Here is an 18,936-nt window from a genome sequence, read left to right as displayed (position 1 = left end):
AATTGAAGCCACAACCACAGACCAGATCGCCGCATGACCGAGAACCCTCAAACACCAGATTTGACAATAACTCCGGCTCCATGCGCTTGCCGCCCGTGGGCACCGGCGTGACAACGATCTTTTCGATCAGGCCACGGATCGCCTCGCGCGCGTCGCCCTCGCCATCCGGCTTGGACTGCTGATTGATGAGCGCATGATAGGGTCAGATTTGAAAAATGTCCTGATAGCGATCGCGCAGGATATTTTTTTGAACTTTGCCCATCGTATTTCGGGGCAGGGCGTCAAGAATTTCAATCTTGCGGGGGTGTTTGAAGCCCGCCAGAGAACCGCCGATGTTGGCCTTGATCTCCGCGATGTCAGGCGTTTGATCGGGCGCCGGAACCACTACGGCCACAACGGTTTCGCCGAAATCAGGATGCGGAACGCCAATCACGGCGCTTTCCAGAACGCCCGGCTGTTCGTCGAGGACCAGTTCGATTTCCTTGGGGTAAATGTTGTAGCCGCCGGAAATGATCAAATCCTTGTTGCGGCCGACAATGTGCACATACCCGTCGGCATCGATTTGTCCCAGATCACCGGTGATGAAATACCCATCTTCACGCAGTTCTTCGGCGGTTTTCTGGGGCATTTGCCAATAGCCTTTGAACACATTTGGGCCGCGCACTTCGATTTGGCCGATTTCCCCTTGGGGCAGGGTTTGGCCGGTTTCCGGATCGCTCACTTTCAACTCCACGCCCGGCAGCGGAAAACCAACCGTTCCGGCGCGGCGTTCTCCGTCGTAGGGGTTTGACGTGTTCATATTGGTTTCGGTCATGCCGTAGCGTTCCAAAATCCGGTGTCCGGTGCGGTTTTCAAATTGCACATGGGTTTCGGCAAGAAGCGGTGCCGATCCAGAGATGAAAAGCCGCATATGTTGGCTCAGTTCCCGGTCAAAGCGTGGGTCATCTAGCAGCCGGGTATAAAATGTCGGAACGCCCATCATTGTGGTGGCACGTGGTAGCCAGTCGATCATCTGATCGAGATTGAATTTCGGCAGAAAAATCATGCTGCCACCGGCGATCAGCGTCACATTGGTTGCCACGAAAAGACCATGGGTATGAAAGATCGGCAGCGCGTGCAGCAGCACGTCATTTTCGGTAAACCGCCACTCCGACACCAAGGTTTGCGCATTCGACAACAGATTGTCTTGGGTCAGCATAGCGCCTTTCGAGCGGCCTGTCGTCCCGGATGTGTAAAGGAACGCCGCCAGATCATCGCCGTTTCGGTCCACGGTGGCAAACTGACGTTCGCAGGTGGCGGCCTTGTCCATCAGGCTACCGCTTCCGTCAGCATCCAACGTTTCCAACTGTGCGCCCAACCGCTTGGCGATGGGGGCGATACCAGTTTGGCGGCTGCTGTCGCACAGGATCAACGTGGCGCTGCTGTTTTCGATGAAATAGGCCAGTTCATCTTCGGTGTAGGCGGTATTCAACGGCAGGAAAATCAAACCGGCTTGTGCGCAGGCGGCGTAAACGGCCAGCGACTGTGCGGACTTCTCGACCTGAACTGCAACGCGATCGCCGGGAGTGAGGCCCAACATGTTCAATGTATTCGCGATTTGCGCGGCCTGCTGCAAGAAGTCATCATGGCAGAGGCAGCTTCCGTCAGGCAGCAACAGAAACGGCGTGTTCTGACCGGCATGTTTGCCAAACAACTGATCATAAAGTGGGTTTGCCATGTTCATTTCCTTTTTTTGGCCGGTAGGCCCGCCTACGGGTTCGTGATCTTTTTCGCGACAAATTGCGCTTGGGCTGTGCGCTTGCCTTGTAGGGTCACCCCATCACGCGTGTCTTTTGATGTTCCGGCTTTCTTGTTCATTCGGGCCTTTTGAAGGTTGAACTGAATCACAGATCTTAGCCTTCGAAAAGTCAATTCCGGAGCCTCAGGCCCTATCGTTAAGGGTGCGACCCAGCAACGCGCTGTGACTTGTACTGTGCTTGATCCCTTGAACGCCTGTGAACATCGGTTTACGTTAGATGTATATCCGTTGGGGTGCCCCGTTTGGGGCTGAGAGGCGTAGCCAACCCATCGAACCTGATCCGGACAATACCGGCGGAGGGAACGGAGCATGACAAGAGGCCGCTTTCGTGCCTTGCGTCCCATGCGCCCTGCCCAAAGCCGCAGGAGCGAAACTATGCAGACACCTTTCAAGGCCCTTACAATCGCAGGCTCGGATAGCGGCGGGGGCGCGGGTATTCAGGCGGATTTGAAAACATTTTCGGCCCTTGGCGTATACGGGACCAGCGCCATCACCGGGATTACCGCGCAAAACACGGTCGGGGTGCAGGCGGTCGACGCGGTGAGTGAAGCCATGATCGAAGCGCAGATCGCTTCGGTGCTTCAGGATATCGACATTGCAGCCATCAAGATCGGCATGCTGGGCACGCCGGGCATCTTGCGGTCTGTGGCCAAGGCCCTTCGGGACTATGAAGGGCCGGTTGTTCTGGATCCTGTGATGGTCGCCAAATCCGGTGACCCCTTGCTTGCAGATGAGGCGGTTGACGCCTTGATCGAACACTTGTTGCCCCGCGCCACCGTGTTGACCCCAAACCTGCCCGAGGCCGCGCGGTTGCTTAGTACCGGGTCAGCCGAAACACTCGACGATGCACAGGCACAGGGCCAAGCGTTGCTGGCCATGGGGCCATCGGCCGTTTTGATGAAAGGCGGCCATGCGGCCAACGCGATCTGCACAGATCTTTTGATCCAACATGATGGGACACACAGCTTTGATGCCCCGCGGATCGCCACGGGCAATACCCACGGCACCGGATGCAGCATGTCCTCGGCAATTGCCGCAGGCTTGGCCAAGGGGTTGGATTTACGATCGGCGACAGCGCGGGCGCATGCTTGGCTACATGGGGCCATTCGTGCGGCGGACCAGTTGCATGTGGGCCACGGCCACGGCCCGGTGCATCACTTTCATGAGGTGTGGACATGAGCCGCGAGATCACAATCATCGGGGCCGGTGTGGTTGGCCTATGTGTCGCAACCGAGCTTACGGCACGGGGTGTCCCCGTGCGGCTGGTCGACCCACAACCGCAGCCCGGCCCGCATGCCTGTTCATGGTGGGCGGGCGGTATGCTGGCCCCGTTTTGCGAGGGTGAAACCACCGAGGAACCCGTTGTTCGATTGGGTCAGGAAGCTGCCGACTGGTGGGCGCGCGCCGGGGTGCAGGTGCACCGGGAAGGATCGCTGGTGGTCACGCTTGGCCGTGACCGCGCCGAACTTGATCGCTTTGCCCGACGCACGGAGCGGCACAACGCGCTGGACAGGAGCGCGTTGTCAGACATCGAACCGGATTTAGGCGCACGGTTTGACCGCGCGCTGTATTTCAAGGACGAGGCGCATATCGTGCCGCGCGCGGCGCTGGATCACCTGCGGGATCAGTTGGACCACAACGGCGTGCCGGTTGATGCTGAAGCGCCCGAAGGTGATTTGGTGATTGATTGTCGCGGATTGGCGGCCCGCGACGTGCTGACCGATTTGCGCGGCGTAAAAGGCGAAATGGTTGTTCTGCAAACCCACGATGTTGAATTGAGCAGGCCAGTACGCCTGCTGCATCCGCGCCACCCGCTGTATATCGTGCCGCGCGGCGACGGGGTGTTCATGCTGGGCGCGACGCAAATTGAAAGTGGTGAACGTAGCCGGGCCACGTTGAAATCTGTGGCGGAATTGCTGAACGCCGCCTATGCCCTGCATCCGGCCTTTGGAGAGGCCGAGATCCTGGAAATCGGTGTCGATGCGCGCCCGGCCTTTGCCGACAATCTGCCGCGCATTCGGCGTCGAGGCGACAGGATTTTTGTGAACGGCCTGTTCCGCCATGGATTCTTGCTGGCCCCGGCGCTGTCCCGGATGGTGGCAGAGTATGTAATTGAGGGCACAACACCGGAGGTGATGGATGAAGATCAACGTGAACGGTGAGCGCCACGACGTTTCAGCCACGGCATTGGACGCGATACTGGACGAATTGGGCTATGGCGGTGCCAAAGTGGCGACAGCGGTGAATGAAACATTCGTGCCCGCACCCTTGCGGGCACAGACGACGCTGACCGAAGGTGATCGTCTGGAAATTGTCGCACCGCGGCAAGGAGGCTAGGAAATGGTGGCGTTTTATGAAACCGAGGTGCGGTCGCGCCTGATGCTTGGCACGGCGCAATACCCCTCGCCTGCGGTGTTGGAACAGGCGTTTCGCCGGTCTGGCGCGGGAATTGCCACGGTGTCGGTGCGGCGCGAGGCGGGCCAAGATCGCGCCGGGGCGGCGTTTTGGGATCTGGTGGCGCAATTGGGCGTGCATGTTTTGCCCAACACGGCCGGGTGCTATTCGGTGCGCGAGGCGGTGACCACAGCCCATATGGCCCGCGAATTGTTTGACACCAAATGGATCAAGCTAGAGGTGATCGGCCACGCCGATACCTTGCAGCCCGATCCGTTCGGCTTGGTCGAAGCCGCGCGCATTTTGACCGAGGACGGGTTCGAGGTGTTCCCCTACACCACCGAAGATCTTGTTCTGGCCGAGCGGTTGCTGGAGGTCGGTTGCAAAGTGCTGATGCCTTGGGGCGCACCGATCGGGACCGGGTTGGGCTTGACGAATATCTATGGATTGCGGACCCTTAGGGCGCAATTTCCTGACATTCCTATGGTTGTTGACGCGGGGCTTGGCCTGCCCAGTCAGGCGGCGCAGGCGATGGAAATGGGGTTTGACTCAGTGTTGCTGAACACCGCCGTGGCCAAGGCTGGCGATCCGGCGGCGATGGCCGAGGGGTTTGCCCGCGCGGTCGAGGCCGGACGGCTGGCGTTCGAGGCCGATCCGATGTCGCCACGCGACATGGCGGCACCATCCACCCCATTGATTGGAAAGGCCTTTCTTGAATGACGCTGGATCGTTTCTATCCGATTTTCGATGATGTCGCGTGGTTGCAGCGGATGTTGCCACTTGGGGTGAAGCTGGTGCAATTGCGGGTGAAGGATCAGCCAGATCAGATCGTTGCCCAGCAAATCGCACAGGCGCGGGATCTGTGCCGAGAGTATGGCGCGACGCTGGTCATAAATGATTATTGGCAAGCTGCGATTGATGCTGGCTGTGACTGGGTGCATCTGGGGCAGGAAGACTTGGACGATGCCGATATTCCTGCCATTCGTCGGGCTGGAATCAAGCTGGGCCTTAGCACGCATGACCACGAAGAATTGCACCGCGCCTTGGCGTTGGACCCGGATTATGTGGCGCTTGGGCCTGTCTATCCGACCAAGCTGAAGCAGATGAAATGGCATCAGCAGGGGTTGGAAAAACTTAGCGAATGGAAAGGCTTGGTGGGTGATATCCCGCTGGTCGCGATCGGCGGCATGAGCGTTGAGAGGGCCGCAGGCGCGTTCGAAGCGGGGGCCGATATCGTATCGGCGGTGACAGATATCACATGGAACGACGCCCCGGAAAACCGGCTGCGCGAATGGGTGGTCGCCACACGATGACCCGGTATGCCCGCCAAATCGCCGTGCCCGGTGTGGGTGATGCGGGCCAAGCCCGTCTACAGGCCGCGCGTCTGTTGGTGGTCGGGGCCGGCGGGCTGGCTGCGCCGGTGCTGCAATATCTGGCCGGAGCCGGGGTGGGGCATATCCGGCTGGTTGATCCCGATCACGTGGAGTTGTCAAACCTGCACAGACAAACGATATTTCGCCAAGGCGATCTGGGCCAGCCCAAGGCGGTCGTCGCCGCCAATGCGATGCGCGCCCTGAACGCCGACTGCCGGATCGAGGCCGTCGAGGCCGCGCTTGGCCCTGAGAACGCGGCAGATTTCTGCGCGGGCGTTCAGGTTGTGGTCGATTGCGCCGATAGTTTCGCCGCCAGTTATATCCTGTCGGATCATTGTAAGGCTGTAAATCTGCCGCTTATCAGCGCCTCGGTCACGCAGACCGAAGGATATGCAGGCGGATTTTGCTGTGATGCACCAAGTTTGCGGGCGATATTCCCGGACCTGCCGCAAAGCATGGGGAATTGCGCCGAAGATGGCGTGCTGGGCCCTGTCGTGGGGATGCTGGGCAGCCTTCAGGCGCAGATGGTCATGGCGGTCGTGATGGGGCTGTCGCCCAGCCCCTTGGGGCAGATGGTAACCTGTGATGCCGGTGCGATGCGATTTGGCGGGTTTCGATTTGATGGTGCCCCCGAGCCTGACTGGCAGCCCGGATTCATCACGCCACAAGCCATGCAGGATACTGATTTCATCGTGGATTTACGTGATCCGGGCGAGGCCGCGTTGATCTGCGACAGTGCCACGCGATTGCCGGTTGAGGCATTCGGGCCAGACGGGCCGCGCCCGCAAACTGGCCAAAGGGCAGTTTTGGTCTGCCGGTCCGGCCTGCGATCATGGCAGGCGGCGGAGCGGCTGTCGCAGGTCTGGGATGGCGAGATCGTTCTGGTCGCCGCCGGGGATTAGGCGCCAAACGGGTGGGCAAGCCAAGGCCTGCCCACCCGGATCAGATCACATGTTGCACTCGTCGATATAGGCGTTTGAATGGTCTTCAAGCGCGGTGGCGATGATCTTGTTTGTGAACACGTCACCCTCTTTGATCACCTCGCGCACATAAATGTCCTGAATGGGGTGATTGTTGGTGGCAAAGCTGAAATCGCCCCGGACGCTGTCAAACTCGGCGGCCTTCAGGGCGGTGCGGAAGGCATCGGCATCTGATATGTCGGCCTTGGCCATGGCCGAAAGCAGCAGGTTGGCGGTGTCATAGCCTTGTGCGGCATAAAGCGACGGTAGGCGGTCATATTCTTTCTGGAACTCTTCGACAAAGGTGGCATTGGCCGCGTTGTCGATATCCTTGTTCCATTGGCTGGTGTTTTTCACGCCCATCGCCGCGTCGCCGACCGCTTGCAGAATACCCTGATCAAAGCTGAAGGCCGGGCCAACCACCGGCAGGTCAAGGCCGCTGTCAGCATATTGCTTGAGGAACGAGATCCCCATGCCGCCGGGCAGGAAGAAAAAGACGCTATCGGCCCCGCTGGCGCGGATCTGCGCGATTTCGGCGGCGTAATCGGTTTGGCCCAGCTTGGTGTAGACCTCATCTGCCAGTTCACCGCCATACAGCCGTTTGAATCCTGTCAGGCTATCCTGACCAGCGGGATAATTGGGGGCAAGGATGAAGGGATTGGTATAGCCCGCATCCTTGACATAGGCGCCAGCCGCTTCGTGCAGATTGTCATTCTGGTAGGACACCGAGAAATAGTTGGGGTTACAGCCCTTGCCCGCCAGCATCGACGGCGCGGCATTGGTGGACAGGTAGAACTTGCCCTGTGCGGTGGCCGCCGGAACAACGGCCATAGCGAGGTTGGACCAGACGATACCGGTCAGCACATCGACCTTTTCGGCTTGGATCATCTTGTCGGCCAATTGCACGGCGATGTCGGGCTTGCGCTGATCATCTTCGACCACGATGTCCAGATTGTCATTACCTGCCAACTTGGCCGCCAGCAGAAAGCCATCGCGCGAGTCGATGCCAAGCCCAGCCCCACCGCCGGACAGGGTGGTGATCATGCCAACCTTGACTTTGCCGCCCTCGGCCAGTGCTGCGGTGGCGCTTAGCGCCATGCAAGTGGCGGCCACAAGTGATTTGAGTTTCATGGTTTGGTATCTCCCTTTTATTGTTGTGTTGCGGACCGGCTCAGAACGCCTTGAAGGTCAGAGTGGTTTCGGTCCGTTCGATCCCGTTGATGTCCAGCAAGTGATCGTTGATGTATTTGCCCACATCTTCCCCCTCGGGGATGTAAAGTTTGAGCAGCAGGTCAAACGGCCCGGAGGTCGAGTAAAGCTCGGAGTGGATTTCGCGCAGGGCGATTTCCTCGGCGATGCGATAGGACGTGCCGGGCTTGCAGCGGATGTTCACGAAAACGGGGCGCATGGTGTGACCTCATGTGAATGCGGACGTATTTAAACGCGAAAGGCGGTGGAATGGAAACCGTGATTTTGCGGGCTGTTCAGTCTGGGAAGGTCGCGGCAAGGGCAATTTCGACCATTGCCACGAAACCGGTTGCACGTTGGTCGCTTGGCAGGGCCGCGCCGGTTTGCAAATGGTCGCTGACCGTCAGCACCGAAAGCGCGCGGGCCTGATGGCGGGCGGCCAGCGTATAAAGCTCGGCGGTTTCCATTTCCACGGCCAGCGTGCCGTGGCGCGTTAGCTGATCGGTCAGATCGGTGCGGTCATCATAAAAGGTATCCGTAGACCAGATGCCACCGATATGCGGTGTCGTGCCGTGGGCCTGCGCGGCGTTGGCTGCGGCCTGCAACAGCCCCCAATCGGCGCAGGGGGCAAAGTTGACTTCGCGCAGTAGGGTGGAAGACGGTGTGCTGATCGAGCTGGCCGTCATTGCAAGGATCACGTCGCGCAGGTTCACATGCGGTTGCATCGCCCCGCATGATCCGATGCGGATCAAGGTGCGCGCGCCATAGTCGCGGATCAGTTCATTGGCATAGATCGACAGGCTGGGCATGCCCATGCCGCTGCCGTGGATGGTGACGGGGTTGCCGTGCCATGTGCCGGTGTATCCCAACATGCCACGCACATCGTTAACGCAGCGCGGATTGTCCAAGAAGGTTTCCGCCACCCATTTGGCGCGCATCGGGTCGCCGGGCATCAGCACGGTCGGGGCGATGTCGCCGGGGGCGGCGGCGATGTGGATTGTCATAAGTGGGCCTTCAGCGTTGATATTTGATGAAAGGAGTTAGCGTGGCGATGCGATCATAGAGCTTGCGGGCCTCTGCATTGAAATCCTGCGTCGTCCAGTAGACCGAGGGCGTGCCATTGGCATCGGCCGCGTCATATACCGCTTCGATCAGGGCCCGGCCCACGCCGGTGCCGCGCACGGACGAATCGGCATACAGGTCTTGCAGGTAACACACGTCCTCGATCCGCCAGTTATGTGGATGGTAAATGTAATGCACCAATCCCACGGGTGTTTCGCCTTGTATAGCCAGAAACGCTTGTTGGCGGGGGGTGTCGGGGTCGATCAGGCGGGCAAAGGTGGTTTGATAAACCTCCTCGGGCACGGTGGTTTCGTAGAATTCAAGATAGGCCGTCCACAGGGCACGCCATGCGGTTTGGTCCTGTGGCTTCAGCGGGCGAATGGTGGTTTGCATGGGGCCTCCTGTGGCAGTGTGGGCTGAGTTTGGCCCGGATTGCCGAACCATACCAGCCGATTATGTGTGGATCCAAACGGCATTTTTCCGCTCAGGCGTTTGCACTACGGTGTCCGATCCCCCATGTGCCAAGGCAAGCCCGGTGGGATTGCCGGGCCGGACCCATGTAAACGGAGATATGGATTGACCTTCACATCGAAACTGACGCCCATCATGACCGCTGTTGCCTTGGCACTGGCAACCCCGCTGGCCGCCCAAGAGGCCGCGCCGGCAGACATCACCGCCGAGTCGATCACCGATACCCAGATCGAAGCCTTTGCCAGCGCCGTCATGGTCGTGCAGGAAATGAGCCAAGAATACATGCCGCGCATCCAGCAAGAACAGGATGAAGCCGAACAGCAGGCGTTGATCGAAGAAGCGCAGGCCGCGACCATCACCGCGATTGACGACGTCGACAACATGAGCGCCGACGAATACCGCGCCATCGGTGCCATCGCGCAAAACGACGAAGAGTTGAACGCACGCATCGTGGCACAGCTTGAAGATATGCAGGCCGATAACCAATAAACGGCACGATTGACGCGAAAAATCTTTGAAAGGCCCGGTCATCTGATCGGACCTTTGCTTTGTCAGGGTATGATCTAAACTCGCTTCTGGATTACTCGGCAGCCACCGCCTTGGGATCAAGCAGGGTGACGATATCCATCATGATCGTGTTCAACTCGAAATCTTTGGGAGTATACACGCGGGCCACCCCCATATCGCGCAGGCGTTTGGCGTCTTCTTCTGGGATGATGCCGCCGACGATCACCGGCACGTCGCCAAGCCCGGCCTCGCGCATCCGGTTCATCAGGTCTTCGACCAGCGGGATGTGACTGCCTGACAGGATCGACAGGCCCACCACATGCGCCTGATCTTCTATGGCGGCATTGACGATTTCCTCGGGCGTCAGGCGGATACCTTCATAGCTGATATCCATCCCGCAATCGCGGGCGCGGAAGGCGATTTGCTCGGCCCCGTTGGAGTGGCCATCAAGCCCCGGCTTTCCAACAAGGAATTTCAGGCGGCGGCCCAGTTTGTCGGACGCGGCATTGACCGCTTCGCGGATGTCGTCCAGACCTTCGGTCTTGTTCGACGGGCTGCCAGAGACGCCTGTCGGGCCGCGGTATTCGCCGTGAACTGCGCGCATCTGCGCGGCCCATTCGCCGGTGGTGACCCCGGCCTTGGCGGCCTTGATCGAGGCGGGCATGACGTTGCGGCCCTCGGCGGCGGCGGCGCGCAATTCGGCCAGCGCCTCTTGAACCGCTGCCGCGTCGCGCTGGGCGCGCCACTCGTTCAAACGGCCGATCTGATCGGCCTCGACCGCCGGATCGACAACCATGATGCCGCCATCCTCGCCCATCAGGGGGCTGGGTTCACCTTCGGTCCATTTGTTCACACCGACGACGACGGTTTCATTGCGTTCGATCTTGTTCAGGCGGTCGGCGTTGCTATCCACCAGACGCGATTTCATGTATTCGATCGCATCCACTGCACCGCCCATGCTGTCGATATTGGCCAACTCGTGCCGCGCGCCATCTTTTAGGGCCTCGACCTTGGCGTCGACCGCCGGGTTGCCATCGAACAGGTCGTCGAATTCCAGCAGGTCGGTCTCATAGGCCAAAATCTGCTGCATCCGCATCGACCATTGCTGATCCCACGGGCGGGGCAGGCCAAGCGCCTCGTTCCATGCCGGAAGCTGCACCGCGCGGGCGCGGGCCTTTTTCGAAAGCGTCACCGCCAGCATTTCGATCAGAATGCGGTAAACGTTGTTTTCCGGCTGTTGTTCCGTCAGGCCAAGCGAGTTCACCTGCACACCATAGCGAAAGCGGCGGTACTTGGGGTCTTCCACGCCATAGCGTTCTGCGCAAATCTCATCCCACAGGTCCACGAAGGCGCGCATCTTGCACATCTCGGTCACGAACCGGATGCCCGCGTTCACGAAGAAGCTGATACGCCCCACAAGACGCGGAAAATCCTCGGCCGGGACGCGCGGTTTCAATTCGTCCAACACGGCGGTGGCGGTGGCCAGCGCAAAAGCCAGTTCCTGTTGCGGTGTCGCGCCAGCCTCTTGCAGGTGGTAGGAACACACGTTCATCGGGTTCCATTTTGGAATGTTGGTATAGCAATATTCTGCCACGTCGCCGATCAGTTTCAGCGAGGGTTTGGGCGGGCAGATATAGGTGCCGCGCGACAGATATTCCTTGATCAGATCGTTCTGAACAGTGCCCTGCAATTGGCTGGTATCGGCGCCCTGTTCTTCGGCCACAGCGATATACAGCGACAACAACCAAGGCGCGGTGGCGTTGATCGTCATCGAGGTGTTCATCTGTTCCAGCGGGATATCGTCGAACAGGGTGCGCATATCGCCAAGATGGCACACCGGCACGCCGACTTTGCCGACCTCGCCCTTGGCAAGAATGTGGTCGCTGTCATAGCCGGTTTGCGTGGGCAGATCAAAGGCCACCGACAGGCCGGTTTGCCCGCGCGCAAGGTTTGAGCGGTAAAGCGCGTTCGAGGCCTTGGCAGTCGAATGGCCAGCGTAGGTGCGGATCAGCCAAGGGCGATCCCGTTGCGGTTCGTTCTGCGTCTGCGACATGGCGGGCCTCGTGAATCAAGTTGCGTAATTTTGTTACGTCAAAGTGTTTTTATATGGAATAATGTGGCGCTGTCAATTCGCTGCGTTGCGGCATGGGGCCATTTACCATGCCGTCAAACCCTGTATTGCTGTCTGCATGGGTAAGATGGTCGAAATGCCCCTTTGGGCGCTGATCCTTCTGGTCGCCTTTGCGGCGGTGACGTTCGCGTCGCATTTCCTGTTTCCGTCGGTGCGCTGGTTTTTCCGGCGGCGGATGGAACGGGCCGTGGCCAAGCTGAACGAGAGGCTGGAACGCCCGATCGAACCGTTCAAGCTGGCGCGGCGGTACGACATGATTCAACGGTTGATCTACGACCCCGAGGTCAGCCGCGCGATTGCCGATCACGCGCAGGCCGAGGGCATCCCCGAGAACGTGGCCTTTGAAAAGGCTCGGCGCTATGCGCGCGAGATCGTGCCGGGGTTTTCGGCCACAGCCTATTTCGGATTCGCGATACGAATTGCCAAATGGCTGTCGCGCAGCCTGTATCGGGTGCGGTTGGGCCATTTCGACCAGGCAGCACTGGCCAAGGTAGACCGCAACGCAACGGTCGTGTTTGTGATGAACCATCGCTCGAACATGGATTATGTGCTGGTCACTTGGCTGGCCGCTGAACGCTCGGCCTTGTCCTACGCTGTCGGAGAATGGGCGCGGGTTTGGCCGCTGTCGCGCTTGATCAAGTCGATGGGGGCCTATTTCATCCGCCGGAAATCGCGCAATGAGCTGTATCGCCGGGTTCTGTCCCGCTATGTGCGCATGGCGACCGATGGTGGCGTGGCGCAAGCGGTATTCCCCGAGGGAGGGCTGAGTTTGGATGGCGGATTGGCGCCGCCGAGACTGGGCATCTTGAAATATATCGTCGAAGGCCGGGGGGACGACGCGCGCGATGTGGTCTTTGTGCCTGTGGCGCTGAATTATGACCGGGTGTTCGAAGACCGTATCCTTGTCGCCGCCGGGCAGCGTGGCGACCGGCGGTTTCGGGCGCGGATCAGCGTGGTGGCCCGGTTTATCATGCATCAGCTATGGCTATGGCTGCGCCGCCGCTATCATCGGCACGGCTATGCCGCGGTAAGTTTCGGCGCGCCGGTGTCGCTGACCGAGTTCGAGCGCAGCCATCCGGGGGGGGATGTTGAGGGACTTGGTGCGTTCCTGATGGAGCGGATCGGGCAAGCGGTGCCGGTGTTGCCCGTGCCGTTGGTGGCGCGCGCGCTGCTTAAGGCGGGCGCACCGCTGAGCCGGGCCGATCTGGAGCGCCACGTGAGCGCTATGTTGGAGGGTCTGACACAGGCCCATGTGCACCTGCCGCGCGATGATCTAGCCTATACTGTCGAGGTCGGCTTGCGCAACCTGACGCTGCGTAAAATGGTTGTGGAAACGGACGGTCAGATATCAATCATGCCGGAAGATGAGCCTCTTTTGACCTTCTATGCGCGCTCGATTGCACATCTTTTCTGCGATTGCAGCACGGACCGCGGTTAATTTCTGCAGTCGCGAGGTCATAAAATTACAAAAATATCCCCTCTGGCATTGCATTGTTGCGTGATGAATTGTATCCCGTCGGGCATTCCTGCGATTCTGCATCGCGGCAAAGGACACATTTAAGGAGACAGAGAATGGCTCTGGACACTGACACCGGGATCGCCCCTTACGACGCACCCGAGAGAGATCTCTATGAGATCGGCGAGATGCCGCCCCTGGGCCATGTGCCCAAGCAGATGTATGCGTGGGCCATCCGCCGCGAACGCCATGGCGAACCCGACAAGAGTTTCGAGGTCGAAGTTGTCGATACGTGGGAGATCGACAGCAACGAGGTGCTGGTTTTGGTGATGGCTGCCGGCGTCAACTACAACGGCGTCTGGGCCGGACTTGGCGAGCCCATCAGCCCCTTCGACGGCCATGGCGCACCGTACCACATCGCCGGATCGGATGCGGCGGGCATCGTATGGCAGGTCGGCTCGGCCGTGAAAAACTGGAAGGTCGGCGACGAGGTTGTGATCCACTGCAATCAGGATGATGGCAACGATGAGGAATGCAACGGTGGCGATCCGATGTTTTCGCCAACGCAGCGTATCTGGGGCTATGAAACGCCCGATGGCTCGTTCTCGCAGTTCACTCGCGTGCAGGCCCAACAACTGATGCCGCGACCCAAGCACCTGACATGGGAAGAATCGGCCTGTTATACCCTGACGCTGGCCACCGCCTACCGGATGCTGTTTGGCCATCACCCGCATGAATTGAAGCCCGGCCAGAACGTGCTGGTCTGGGGGGCTTCGGGCGGTCTGGGATCGTATGCGATCCAGCTGGCCAATACGGCCGGGGCCAACGCGATTGGCGTGATTTCAGACGAATCCAAGCGTCAGTTCGTGATGGATCAGGGCGCCAAGGGCGTAATCAACCGCAAGGACTTCAACTGCTGGGGGCAACTGCCCAAGGTGAACACGCCGGAATATAATGAGTGGCTGAAAGAAGCCCGCAAATTCGGCAAGGCCATCTGGGACATCACCGGCAAGGGCGTGAATGTCGACATGGTGTTCGAACACCCCGGCGAGGCGACCTTTCCTGTGTCGACGCTGGTGGTGAAAAAGGGCGGTATGGTTGTGATCTGTGCCGGGACCAGCGGGTTCAACTGCACCTTTGACGTGCGCTACATGTGGATGCACCAGAAGCGCTTGCAGGGTTCGCATTTTGCGCATCTCAAACAGGCCGCCTCGGCAAACCGCTTGATGATCGAGCGCCGTCTTGATCCGTGCATGTCGGATGTCTTTCCTTGGGATGAAATTCCGTCCGCCCACATGCAGATGCTGCGCAATGAGCACAAACCCGGCAATATGGCCGTGCTGGTGCAATCGCCCAAGCCCGGCCTGCGCACGGTCGAAGATGTGATCGAAGCCGGAAAGTAAACGTTCTATCGCGAACAGGACGACATCGCGCCCGCGAATCGGTTGCCCCGATCGCGGGCGTTTTGTGTTTGTGACCGCAGTGATCTGCAATCAATGGGCTAGCTGGTACAGCCCCGCTATAAATGGGGGGTTATAATGCGCGGGTATTGTAGTATTTAATTGCATGCTAAGGTTGTATTAACCTTTCATTAACCAATCAGGCGGACTGTGGTCATGCAAAATGAATGGATACTTGACGTGCTTGCCGATCTGAAAGGGTTTGCCGATCAGAACGGGATGACCACCCTTGCGGAACAACTGGCTGACGCACGGCTGGTGGCAGGGGTTGAACTGGCACGCTTGGGAAAGGGATCACAGCCGGATGACCGCAGCCTTACCTTTGCGGCTCGACACGATGGACGGCATGTTCAAAGCGTTAGAAGGCGCGTCTGAACTGTCTGATCTTCAGCAGGTTATCGAGGTATTTCGCGATCATTTCGGCGTTGACCACATGGTCTATCATTGGGTCAGTGGCGCAGGGGAGCAATACGGGTGTGGCACCTATGCGCCCGAATGGGTGCAGCGGTATCTTGAGCAGGAATATCTGCGCATAGACCCGGTGATTCAGGGCTGCTATCAGCGGTTTCATCCGGTAGACTGGAAGCGTCTTGACTGGTCCGGCAAAGCGGCGCGCGCCTTGCAGAAAGACGCGATTGCCCACGGGATCGGCAATCAGGGGTATTCGGTGCCGGTGCGTGGGCCGAATGGGCAATTCGCACTGTTTACCGTCAGCCATAACTGTAGCGATGACGATTGGGCTGCATTTGCCGAGGCGCACCGCCGTGACCTGATTCTGATTGCGCATTACTTCAACCAAAAGGCGCTGGAGCTGGAGCCGAACCGTGAACCGAAACCGGCACAGGCCCTGTCGCCGCGTGAAGTGGACGTGATGACATTCTTGGCCATGGGCTACAGCCGCGCGCAGGTGGCGCAAACCTTGGCCATTTCCGAGCATACGTTGCGCGCTTATGTGGAATCCGCGCGCTTCAAATTGGGGGCCTCCAATACCCTGCACGCGGTGGCGCGCGCGCTCAGCCGAGGTCTTATCGTCATCTGACGCAGTCTTGGCATTCGGCTGAATTTTATTAAAAACCTATAAAGATAGCGCCCGCCTGTTCAGGACGTTCTTAACCCTGTTTGCCTGACCCTTTCGGCAGTTTTACGGAGGGTTCGCAATGCTACGCTATATTTATGGAAATGAGTTGCACCACTTTGCCCGCCTGCGCGACGGCATGTTTCGCGACCGGGCCGATCAGTTCAAGGCCCGGTTGTCTTGGGATGTGTCGGTTGATGCCAATGGGTTCGAGCGCGATGAATACGACGCGCTGAACCCGCTCTACGTGATCTGGGAGGGGCGCGATGGGCGGCATCAGGGCTCGATGCGGTTTCTGCCCACCACCGGCCCGGTGATGATCAACGATCATTTCAGTCACCTTCTGAATGGGGATACGGTTCAAAGCCCCGCTATCTGGGAATGCACCCGGTTTTGCCTGTCGCGCGGTGCGCAGTCCAATGTGGCGGCAGGGCTGATGCTGGCTGGTGGCGAGATTATGCGCCATTTCGGCATCGCCCAATTCGCGGGGGTTTTCGATGCGCGCATGGTGCGGATCTATCGCCATATTGGTGCGTCTCCCGACGTTCTGGGCAGCGAAGGGGAGGGGCGCGACCAGATCAGCGTGGGGCTATGGCGCTTCAGCGATGCGGCGCGCCAACGGGTGGCGCGGCGCGCAGGTCTGTCGCCTGAGGTGTCCGAGCTGTGGTTTCGGCGCAGCCTTGGGGATGCTGCGCCGCTCAGGTTGACCGCATAAAGCCTGCGTTTCGGCTCTGGTGCATGGCGGGGCGCTTGGATAGTGTCGCGTCATGCAAAACACCGCGCTGACCTACTCTCCCGATCAGGCCGAAGCCCACGACAGCATCGCCGATATGCTGCGCGCCGCAGGCGTTGATATAACCGAAGGCATGGTGACGCCCGCCCGTGAGGGCGTGTCCAAGGTTATGGGCGTCACGGGCAAGGCCGGATCGGGCAAGACGCTGCTTTTGGCGGCGTTGACCCGCGCGATGGAAGATGCCGGGGTCGAGATTGTCTCGGGCGATTGGGAGGGGCGCAAACGGCGCGACCGGCGCACGCTGGCCATTCTGGCACCCACCAACAAGGCCGCCAGCGTGCTGCGCATGCGCGGCGTGCCCGCCACCACCATTCACCGCATTCTTTATACGCCGGTGTATCACCCGGAATATGAAAAGATCGCCGAATGGCTGGCTGGCAACGGTGAACGCCCCGAGATCGAGGAATTGACCGATTCCGCGCTGGACCGTGCGATGGCGTTTTATCAAACGAATAAATCCGTGCCGGGGGCCTTGGCCGCCGCAGGCTTGCGGGGCAGCGATTTTATCACCGGCTGGAAGCGCCGCGAAGAGCCTCTGGATATCGGGCTGGTCGATGAGGCCTCGATGCTGGATGATCGACAGTTCGAGGATCTGCAGGAGATTTTCCCAAACCTTTTGTTGTTCGGTGATCCGGCGCAGTTGGCCCCGGTGAACCAGTCGGGTTCGATGGTGTTTGACAAACTGCCAAAGGGCGCCCGGCTGGAATTGCACCGCATTCACCGGCAGGATGCCGATAACCCGATCCTGGATTTGGCCCATGCCTTGGCCGATCCCGCACTGGGCTTCGAGGATTTCGAGCAGATGGTGCAAGAGGCCGCGCAGCGTGACGACCGTGTGCAATGGGCGCAGCGGGTTGAGGTGGATTTGATGGCGCGCAGCCCTGTCTTGGTCTGGCGCAACGCCACGCGCATTCGTTTGATCAATGCGTTCCGGTCGGTCCATGGCGCGCCCGAGGATGCGTTGCTGGAAGGTGAGCCATTGATTTGCGACGGGATCGAACTGCCGCTGAAGCATCGCAAGAAACGGCTGGACCTTGAGGCGCGCGGCCTGATCAAGGGCGCACAGGTGATCTATCTGGGGCCGGGCAAGAAACCCGGTTTTTCGCGCTTGCATGTGATTGGCGCAGAAGACCCGCGTGTCAGCGCCGCCAGCATCGTGAAAGTGGAAAAGCCCGACGAGGAAGAGCCGTTCATCCCCTTCGCAGCCCGCATGGGGGCCACGTTTCTGCACGGGGCAGCGGTGACCATTCACAAGGCGCAAGGGTCACAGTGGCGCGATGTGCAGGTGTTTGCCCCGGATTTATATGCTGCCGCCCGCATGGGCCGAACCGAGGCAGGCCAGCCCCTTTGGAAGCGATTGGCCTATGTGGCCATCACCCGCGCCGAGGAGCGCCTGCATTGGGTGGTGCGCAATCGGCTGGCCAAACCCACCGGGCCATTACGTGTGGACGATCTGCGCGCGGCTCCGGTGCCCCTGACCTTGGAAGCGCAGGAGGAAGCCGAAGCATGAAAGCCATCCTGATCACCGGCGCCAGCGCCGGAATTGGCGCAGAATGCGTGCGCGCCTTTCTGGCCGAGGGGTGGCGCGTGGGCTGTGTGGCACGCCGCCGCGATGCCTTGCACGACGTGGCGCAAGACCACGCCAACGCGGTGATCCTGCCCTGTGACGTCACCGATGGTGCAGCGGTCGAGGATGCGTTTGACGCGTTCATGGCGCAGGCCGGACGGCTGGATGTGCTGTTCAACAATGCGGGCACCTTCGGGCGTGCGGCCTTGATTGATGAGTTAAGCCATGATGACTGGTGGCAGGTGGTGGATGTGAACCTGAACGGGATGTTCAACTGTGCGCGCGCTGCTTTTGGCCGGATGCGGGAACAAGCGCCACAAGGCGGGCGGATCATCAACAACGGCTCGATCGGCGCGCATGCGCCGCGTGCGCAATCGGTGGCCTATACCACGACCAAACACGCGATCACCGGGCTAACCAAAAGCCTGTCACTGGATGGGCGGCCCTTTGATATTGCCTGCGGGCAGATCGACATCGGCAATGCCCGAACCGAATTGCTGGACGGGATTATCGCCGCCAATCCCGACGATCCACCGCCAACAATGGACGTGGCCGAGGTGGGCCGCGCGGTGCTGCACATGGCCAGCCTGCCCCCCGAGGCGAATGTGCAGTTCATGACTGTGATGGCAACGAAAATGCCCTATATCGGGCGCGGATAATCGCAAAAAGGCCCGGCGCTTTGCCGGGCCTTGTCAGGGTGTG

19 protein-coding genes and 1 riboswitch are annotated in these 18,936 nt (G+C 59.8%); of the genes, 13 read left to right on the top strand and 6 right to left on the bottom strand.

Annotated features, from left to right (window positions below; translation table 11 throughout):
- Window positions 1–202 precede the first annotated feature (202 nt).
- On the bottom strand, window positions 203–1,717 hold the full coding sequence (locus tag HAT86_RS13410; protein ID WP_167198723.1) for a malonate--CoA ligase: 1,515 nt from the start codon (window positions 1,715–1,717) through the stop codon (window positions 203–205).
- Between the two features lie 300 nt (window positions 1,718–2,017).
- A riboswitch (TPP riboswitch) is annotated at window positions 2,018–2,117 on the top strand.
- A 56-nt stretch (window positions 2,118–2,173) separates the two neighbouring features.
- On the opposite strand from HAT86_RS13410, the gene thiD reads away from it, so the two are divergent.
- From thiD to HAT86_RS13380, 6 genes are read left to right on the top strand one after another with little or no spacing between them, the layout of a single operon-like run.
- Window positions 2,174–2,977, top strand: coding sequence for a bifunctional hydroxymethylpyrimidine kinase/phosphomethylpyrimidine kinase (gene thiD, locus HAT86_RS13405; RefSeq protein WP_167198720.1), 804 nt, complete (start codon window positions 2,174–2,176; stop codon window positions 2,975–2,977).
- Window positions 2,974–3,960, top strand: coding sequence for a glycine oxidase ThiO (gene thiO / locus HAT86_RS13400; RefSeq protein WP_167198716.1), 987 nt, complete (start codon window positions 2,974–2,976; stop codon window positions 3,958–3,960). The genes thiD and thiO overlap by 4 nt, the downstream gene beginning before the upstream one ends.
- Complete coding sequence (gene thiS / locus HAT86_RS13395; RefSeq protein ID WP_167198713.1) at window positions 3,938–4,135, top strand: sulfur carrier protein ThiS; 198 nt, start codon at window positions 3,938–3,940, stop codon at window positions 4,133–4,135. Before thiO ends, thiS begins: the two co-directional genes overlap by 23 nt.
- A 3-nt stretch (window positions 4,136–4,138) precedes the next feature.
- On the top strand, window positions 4,139–4,912 hold the full coding sequence (locus HAT86_RS13390; RefSeq protein WP_167198710.1) for a thiazole synthase: 774 nt from the start codon (window positions 4,139–4,141) through the stop codon (window positions 4,910–4,912).
- Window positions 4,909–5,505, top strand: a complete 597-nt coding sequence (locus HAT86_RS13385) for a thiamine phosphate synthase (protein WP_167198707.1) — start codon at window positions 4,909–4,911, stop codon at window positions 5,503–5,505. The genes HAT86_RS13390 and HAT86_RS13385 overlap by 4 nt, the downstream gene beginning before the upstream one ends.
- Window positions 5,502–6,467: a HesA/MoeB/ThiF family protein gene (locus HAT86_RS13380; protein ID WP_167198704.1), complete on the top strand. Its 966-nt coding sequence runs from the start codon at window positions 5,502–5,504 to the stop codon at window positions 6,465–6,467. The genes HAT86_RS13385 and HAT86_RS13380 overlap by 4 nt, the downstream gene beginning before the upstream one ends.
- Window positions 6,468–6,512: 45 nt before the next feature.
- On the opposite strand, the gene HAT86_RS13375 is transcribed toward HAT86_RS13380, so the two are convergent.
- The 4 genes from HAT86_RS13375 to HAT86_RS13360 all read right to left on the bottom strand — a co-directional run bounded on the left by HAT86_RS13375 (window position 6,513) and on the right by HAT86_RS13360 (window position 9,167).
- Window positions 6,513–7,655, bottom strand: coding sequence for an ABC transporter substrate-binding protein (locus HAT86_RS13375; protein WP_167198701.1), 1,143 nt, complete (start codon window positions 7,653–7,655; stop codon window positions 6,513–6,515).
- Window positions 7,656–7,695: 40 nt separating this feature from the next.
- The gene (locus tag HAT86_RS13370; RefSeq protein ID WP_167198698.1) at window positions 7,696–7,932 is read right to left on the bottom strand and encodes an Lrp/AsnC ligand binding domain-containing protein; all 237 of its coding nucleotides are present in this window, start codon (window positions 7,930–7,932) and stop codon (window positions 7,696–7,698) included.
- A 76-nt stretch (window positions 7,933–8,008) separates the two neighbouring features.
- A complete protein-coding gene (gene deoD / locus HAT86_RS13365) occupies window positions 8,009–8,716 on the bottom strand; it encodes a purine-nucleoside phosphorylase (protein ID WP_167198695.1) in 708 nt (235 codons plus the stop codon).
- 10 nt (window positions 8,717–8,726) lie between these two features.
- Window positions 8,727–9,167: a GNAT family N-acetyltransferase gene (locus tag HAT86_RS13360; protein ID WP_167198692.1), complete on the bottom strand. Its 441-nt coding sequence runs from the start codon at window positions 9,165–9,167 to the stop codon at window positions 8,727–8,729.
- A 213-nt stretch (window positions 9,168–9,380) separates the two neighbouring features.
- Between HAT86_RS13360 and HAT86_RS13355 the strand changes: the two genes are divergently transcribed.
- Window positions 9,381–9,734 (top strand): DUF4168 domain-containing protein, encoded by a 354-nt coding sequence (locus HAT86_RS13355; protein ID WP_167198689.1) that lies wholly within the window; start codon window positions 9,381–9,383, stop codon window positions 9,732–9,734.
- A gap of 91 nt (window positions 9,735–9,825) precedes the next feature.
- Here the strand turns inward: HAT86_RS13355 and HAT86_RS13350 are convergent, their stop codons facing one another.
- Window positions 9,826–11,805 carry a protein meaA gene (locus HAT86_RS13350; protein WP_167198686.1) on the bottom strand — a complete coding sequence of 660 codons (1,980 nt, stop codon included), beginning with the start codon at window positions 11,803–11,805 and terminating at the stop codon, window positions 9,826–9,828.
- Window positions 11,806–11,941: 136 nt separating this feature from the next.
- On the opposite strand from HAT86_RS13350, the gene HAT86_RS13345 reads away from it, so the two are divergent.
- From HAT86_RS13345 to HAT86_RS13320, 6 genes are all read left to right on the top strand, one after another.
- Window positions 11,942–13,321 carry a 1-acyl-sn-glycerol-3-phosphate acyltransferase gene (locus tag HAT86_RS13345; protein WP_167198682.1) on the top strand — a complete coding sequence of 460 codons (1,380 nt, stop codon included), beginning with the start codon at window positions 11,942–11,944 and terminating at the stop codon, window positions 13,319–13,321.
- Between the two features lie 134 nt (window positions 13,322–13,455).
- Window positions 13,456–14,742, top strand: coding sequence for a crotonyl-CoA carboxylase/reductase (ccrA, locus tag HAT86_RS13340; RefSeq protein WP_167198679.1), 1,287 nt, complete (start codon window positions 13,456–13,458; stop codon window positions 14,740–14,742).
- A gap of 361 nt (window positions 14,743–15,103) precedes the next feature.
- A complete protein-coding gene (locus tag HAT86_RS13335; RefSeq protein ID WP_231125911.1) occupies window positions 15,104–15,838 on the top strand; it encodes a helix-turn-helix transcriptional regulator in 735 nt (244 codons plus the stop codon).
- A 118-nt stretch (window positions 15,839–15,956) separates the two neighbouring features.
- Window positions 15,957–16,589, top strand: coding sequence for an acyl-homoserine-lactone synthase (locus HAT86_RS13330; protein ID WP_167198676.1), 633 nt, complete (start codon window positions 15,957–15,959; stop codon window positions 16,587–16,589).
- A gap of 52 nt (window positions 16,590–16,641) precedes the next feature.
- Window positions 16,642–18,177 carry an ATP-dependent DNA helicase gene (locus tag HAT86_RS13325; protein ID WP_167198673.1) on the top strand — a complete coding sequence of 512 codons (1,536 nt, stop codon included), beginning with the start codon at window positions 16,642–16,644 and terminating at the stop codon, window positions 18,175–18,177.
- Window positions 18,174–18,893, top strand: a complete 720-nt coding sequence (locus HAT86_RS13320; RefSeq protein WP_167198670.1) for an SDR family oxidoreductase — start codon at window positions 18,174–18,176, stop codon at window positions 18,891–18,893. The genes HAT86_RS13325 and HAT86_RS13320 overlap by 4 nt, the downstream gene beginning before the upstream one ends.
- The last annotated feature ends 43 nt before the right edge of the window (window positions 18,894–18,936 follow it).

The organism is Roseovarius gahaiensis (genome assembly GCF_011601345.1).
Taxonomy (GTDB): Bacteria; Pseudomonadota; Alphaproteobacteria; order Rhodobacterales; family Rhodobacteraceae; genus Roseovarius; species Roseovarius gahaiensis.
This window is presented reverse-complemented; position numbering and strand designations above follow the sequence as displayed.

Coding starts and splice junctions, on each gene's coding strand:
- HAT86_RS13410 (WP_167198723.1), bottom strand. CDS start 1,717: ATGGCAAACCCACTTTATGATCAGTTGTTTGGCAAACATGCCGGTCAG.
- thiD (WP_167198720.1), top strand. CDS start 2,174: ATGCAGACACCTTTCAAGGCCCTTACAATCGCAGGCTCGGATAGCGGC.
- thiO (WP_167198716.1), top strand. CDS start 2,974: ATGAGCCGCGAGATCACAATCATCGGGGCCGGTGTGGTTGGCCTATGT.
- thiS (WP_167198713.1), top strand. CDS start 3,938: ATGAAGATCAACGTGAACGGTGAGCGCCACGACGTTTCAGCCACGGCA.
- HAT86_RS13390 (WP_167198710.1), top strand. CDS start 4,139: ATGGTGGCGTTTTATGAAACCGAGGTGCGGTCGCGCCTGATGCTTGGC.
- HAT86_RS13385 (WP_167198707.1), top strand. CDS start 4,909: ATGACGCTGGATCGTTTCTATCCGATTTTCGATGATGTCGCGTGGTTG.
- HAT86_RS13380 (WP_167198704.1), top strand. CDS start 5,502: ATGACCCGGTATGCCCGCCAAATCGCCGTGCCCGGTGTGGGTGATGCG.
- HAT86_RS13375 (WP_167198701.1), bottom strand. CDS start 7,655: ATGAAACTCAAATCACTTGTGGCCGCCACTTGCATGGCGCTAAGCGCC.
- HAT86_RS13370 (WP_167198698.1), bottom strand. CDS start 7,932: ATGCGCCCCGTTTTCGTGAACATCCGCTGCAAGCCCGGCACGTCCTAT.
- deoD (WP_167198695.1), bottom strand. CDS start 8,716: ATGACAATCCACATCGCCGCCGCCCCCGGCGACATCGCCCCGACCGTG.
- HAT86_RS13360 (WP_167198692.1), bottom strand. CDS start 9,167: ATGCAAACCACCATTCGCCCGCTGAAGCCACAGGACCAAACCGCATGG.
- HAT86_RS13355 (WP_167198689.1), top strand. CDS start 9,381: ATGACCGCTGTTGCCTTGGCACTGGCAACCCCGCTGGCCGCCCAAGAG.
- HAT86_RS13350 (WP_167198686.1), bottom strand. CDS start 11,805: ATGTCGCAGACGCAGAACGAACCGCAACGGGATCGCCCTTGGCTGATC.
- HAT86_RS13345 (WP_167198682.1), top strand. CDS start 11,942: ATGGGTAAGATGGTCGAAATGCCCCTTTGGGCGCTGATCCTTCTGGTC.
- ccrA (WP_167198679.1), top strand. CDS start 13,456: ATGGCTCTGGACACTGACACCGGGATCGCCCCTTACGACGCACCCGAG.
- HAT86_RS13335 (WP_231125911.1), top strand. CDS start 15,104: ATGACCGCAGCCTTACCTTTGCGGCTCGACACGATGGACGGCATGTTC.
- HAT86_RS13330 (WP_167198676.1), top strand. CDS start 15,957: ATGCTACGCTATATTTATGGAAATGAGTTGCACCACTTTGCCCGCCTG.
- HAT86_RS13325 (WP_167198673.1), top strand. CDS start 16,642: ATGCAAAACACCGCGCTGACCTACTCTCCCGATCAGGCCGAAGCCCAC.
- HAT86_RS13320 (WP_167198670.1), top strand. CDS start 18,174: ATGAAAGCCATCCTGATCACCGGCGCCAGCGCCGGAATTGGCGCAGAA.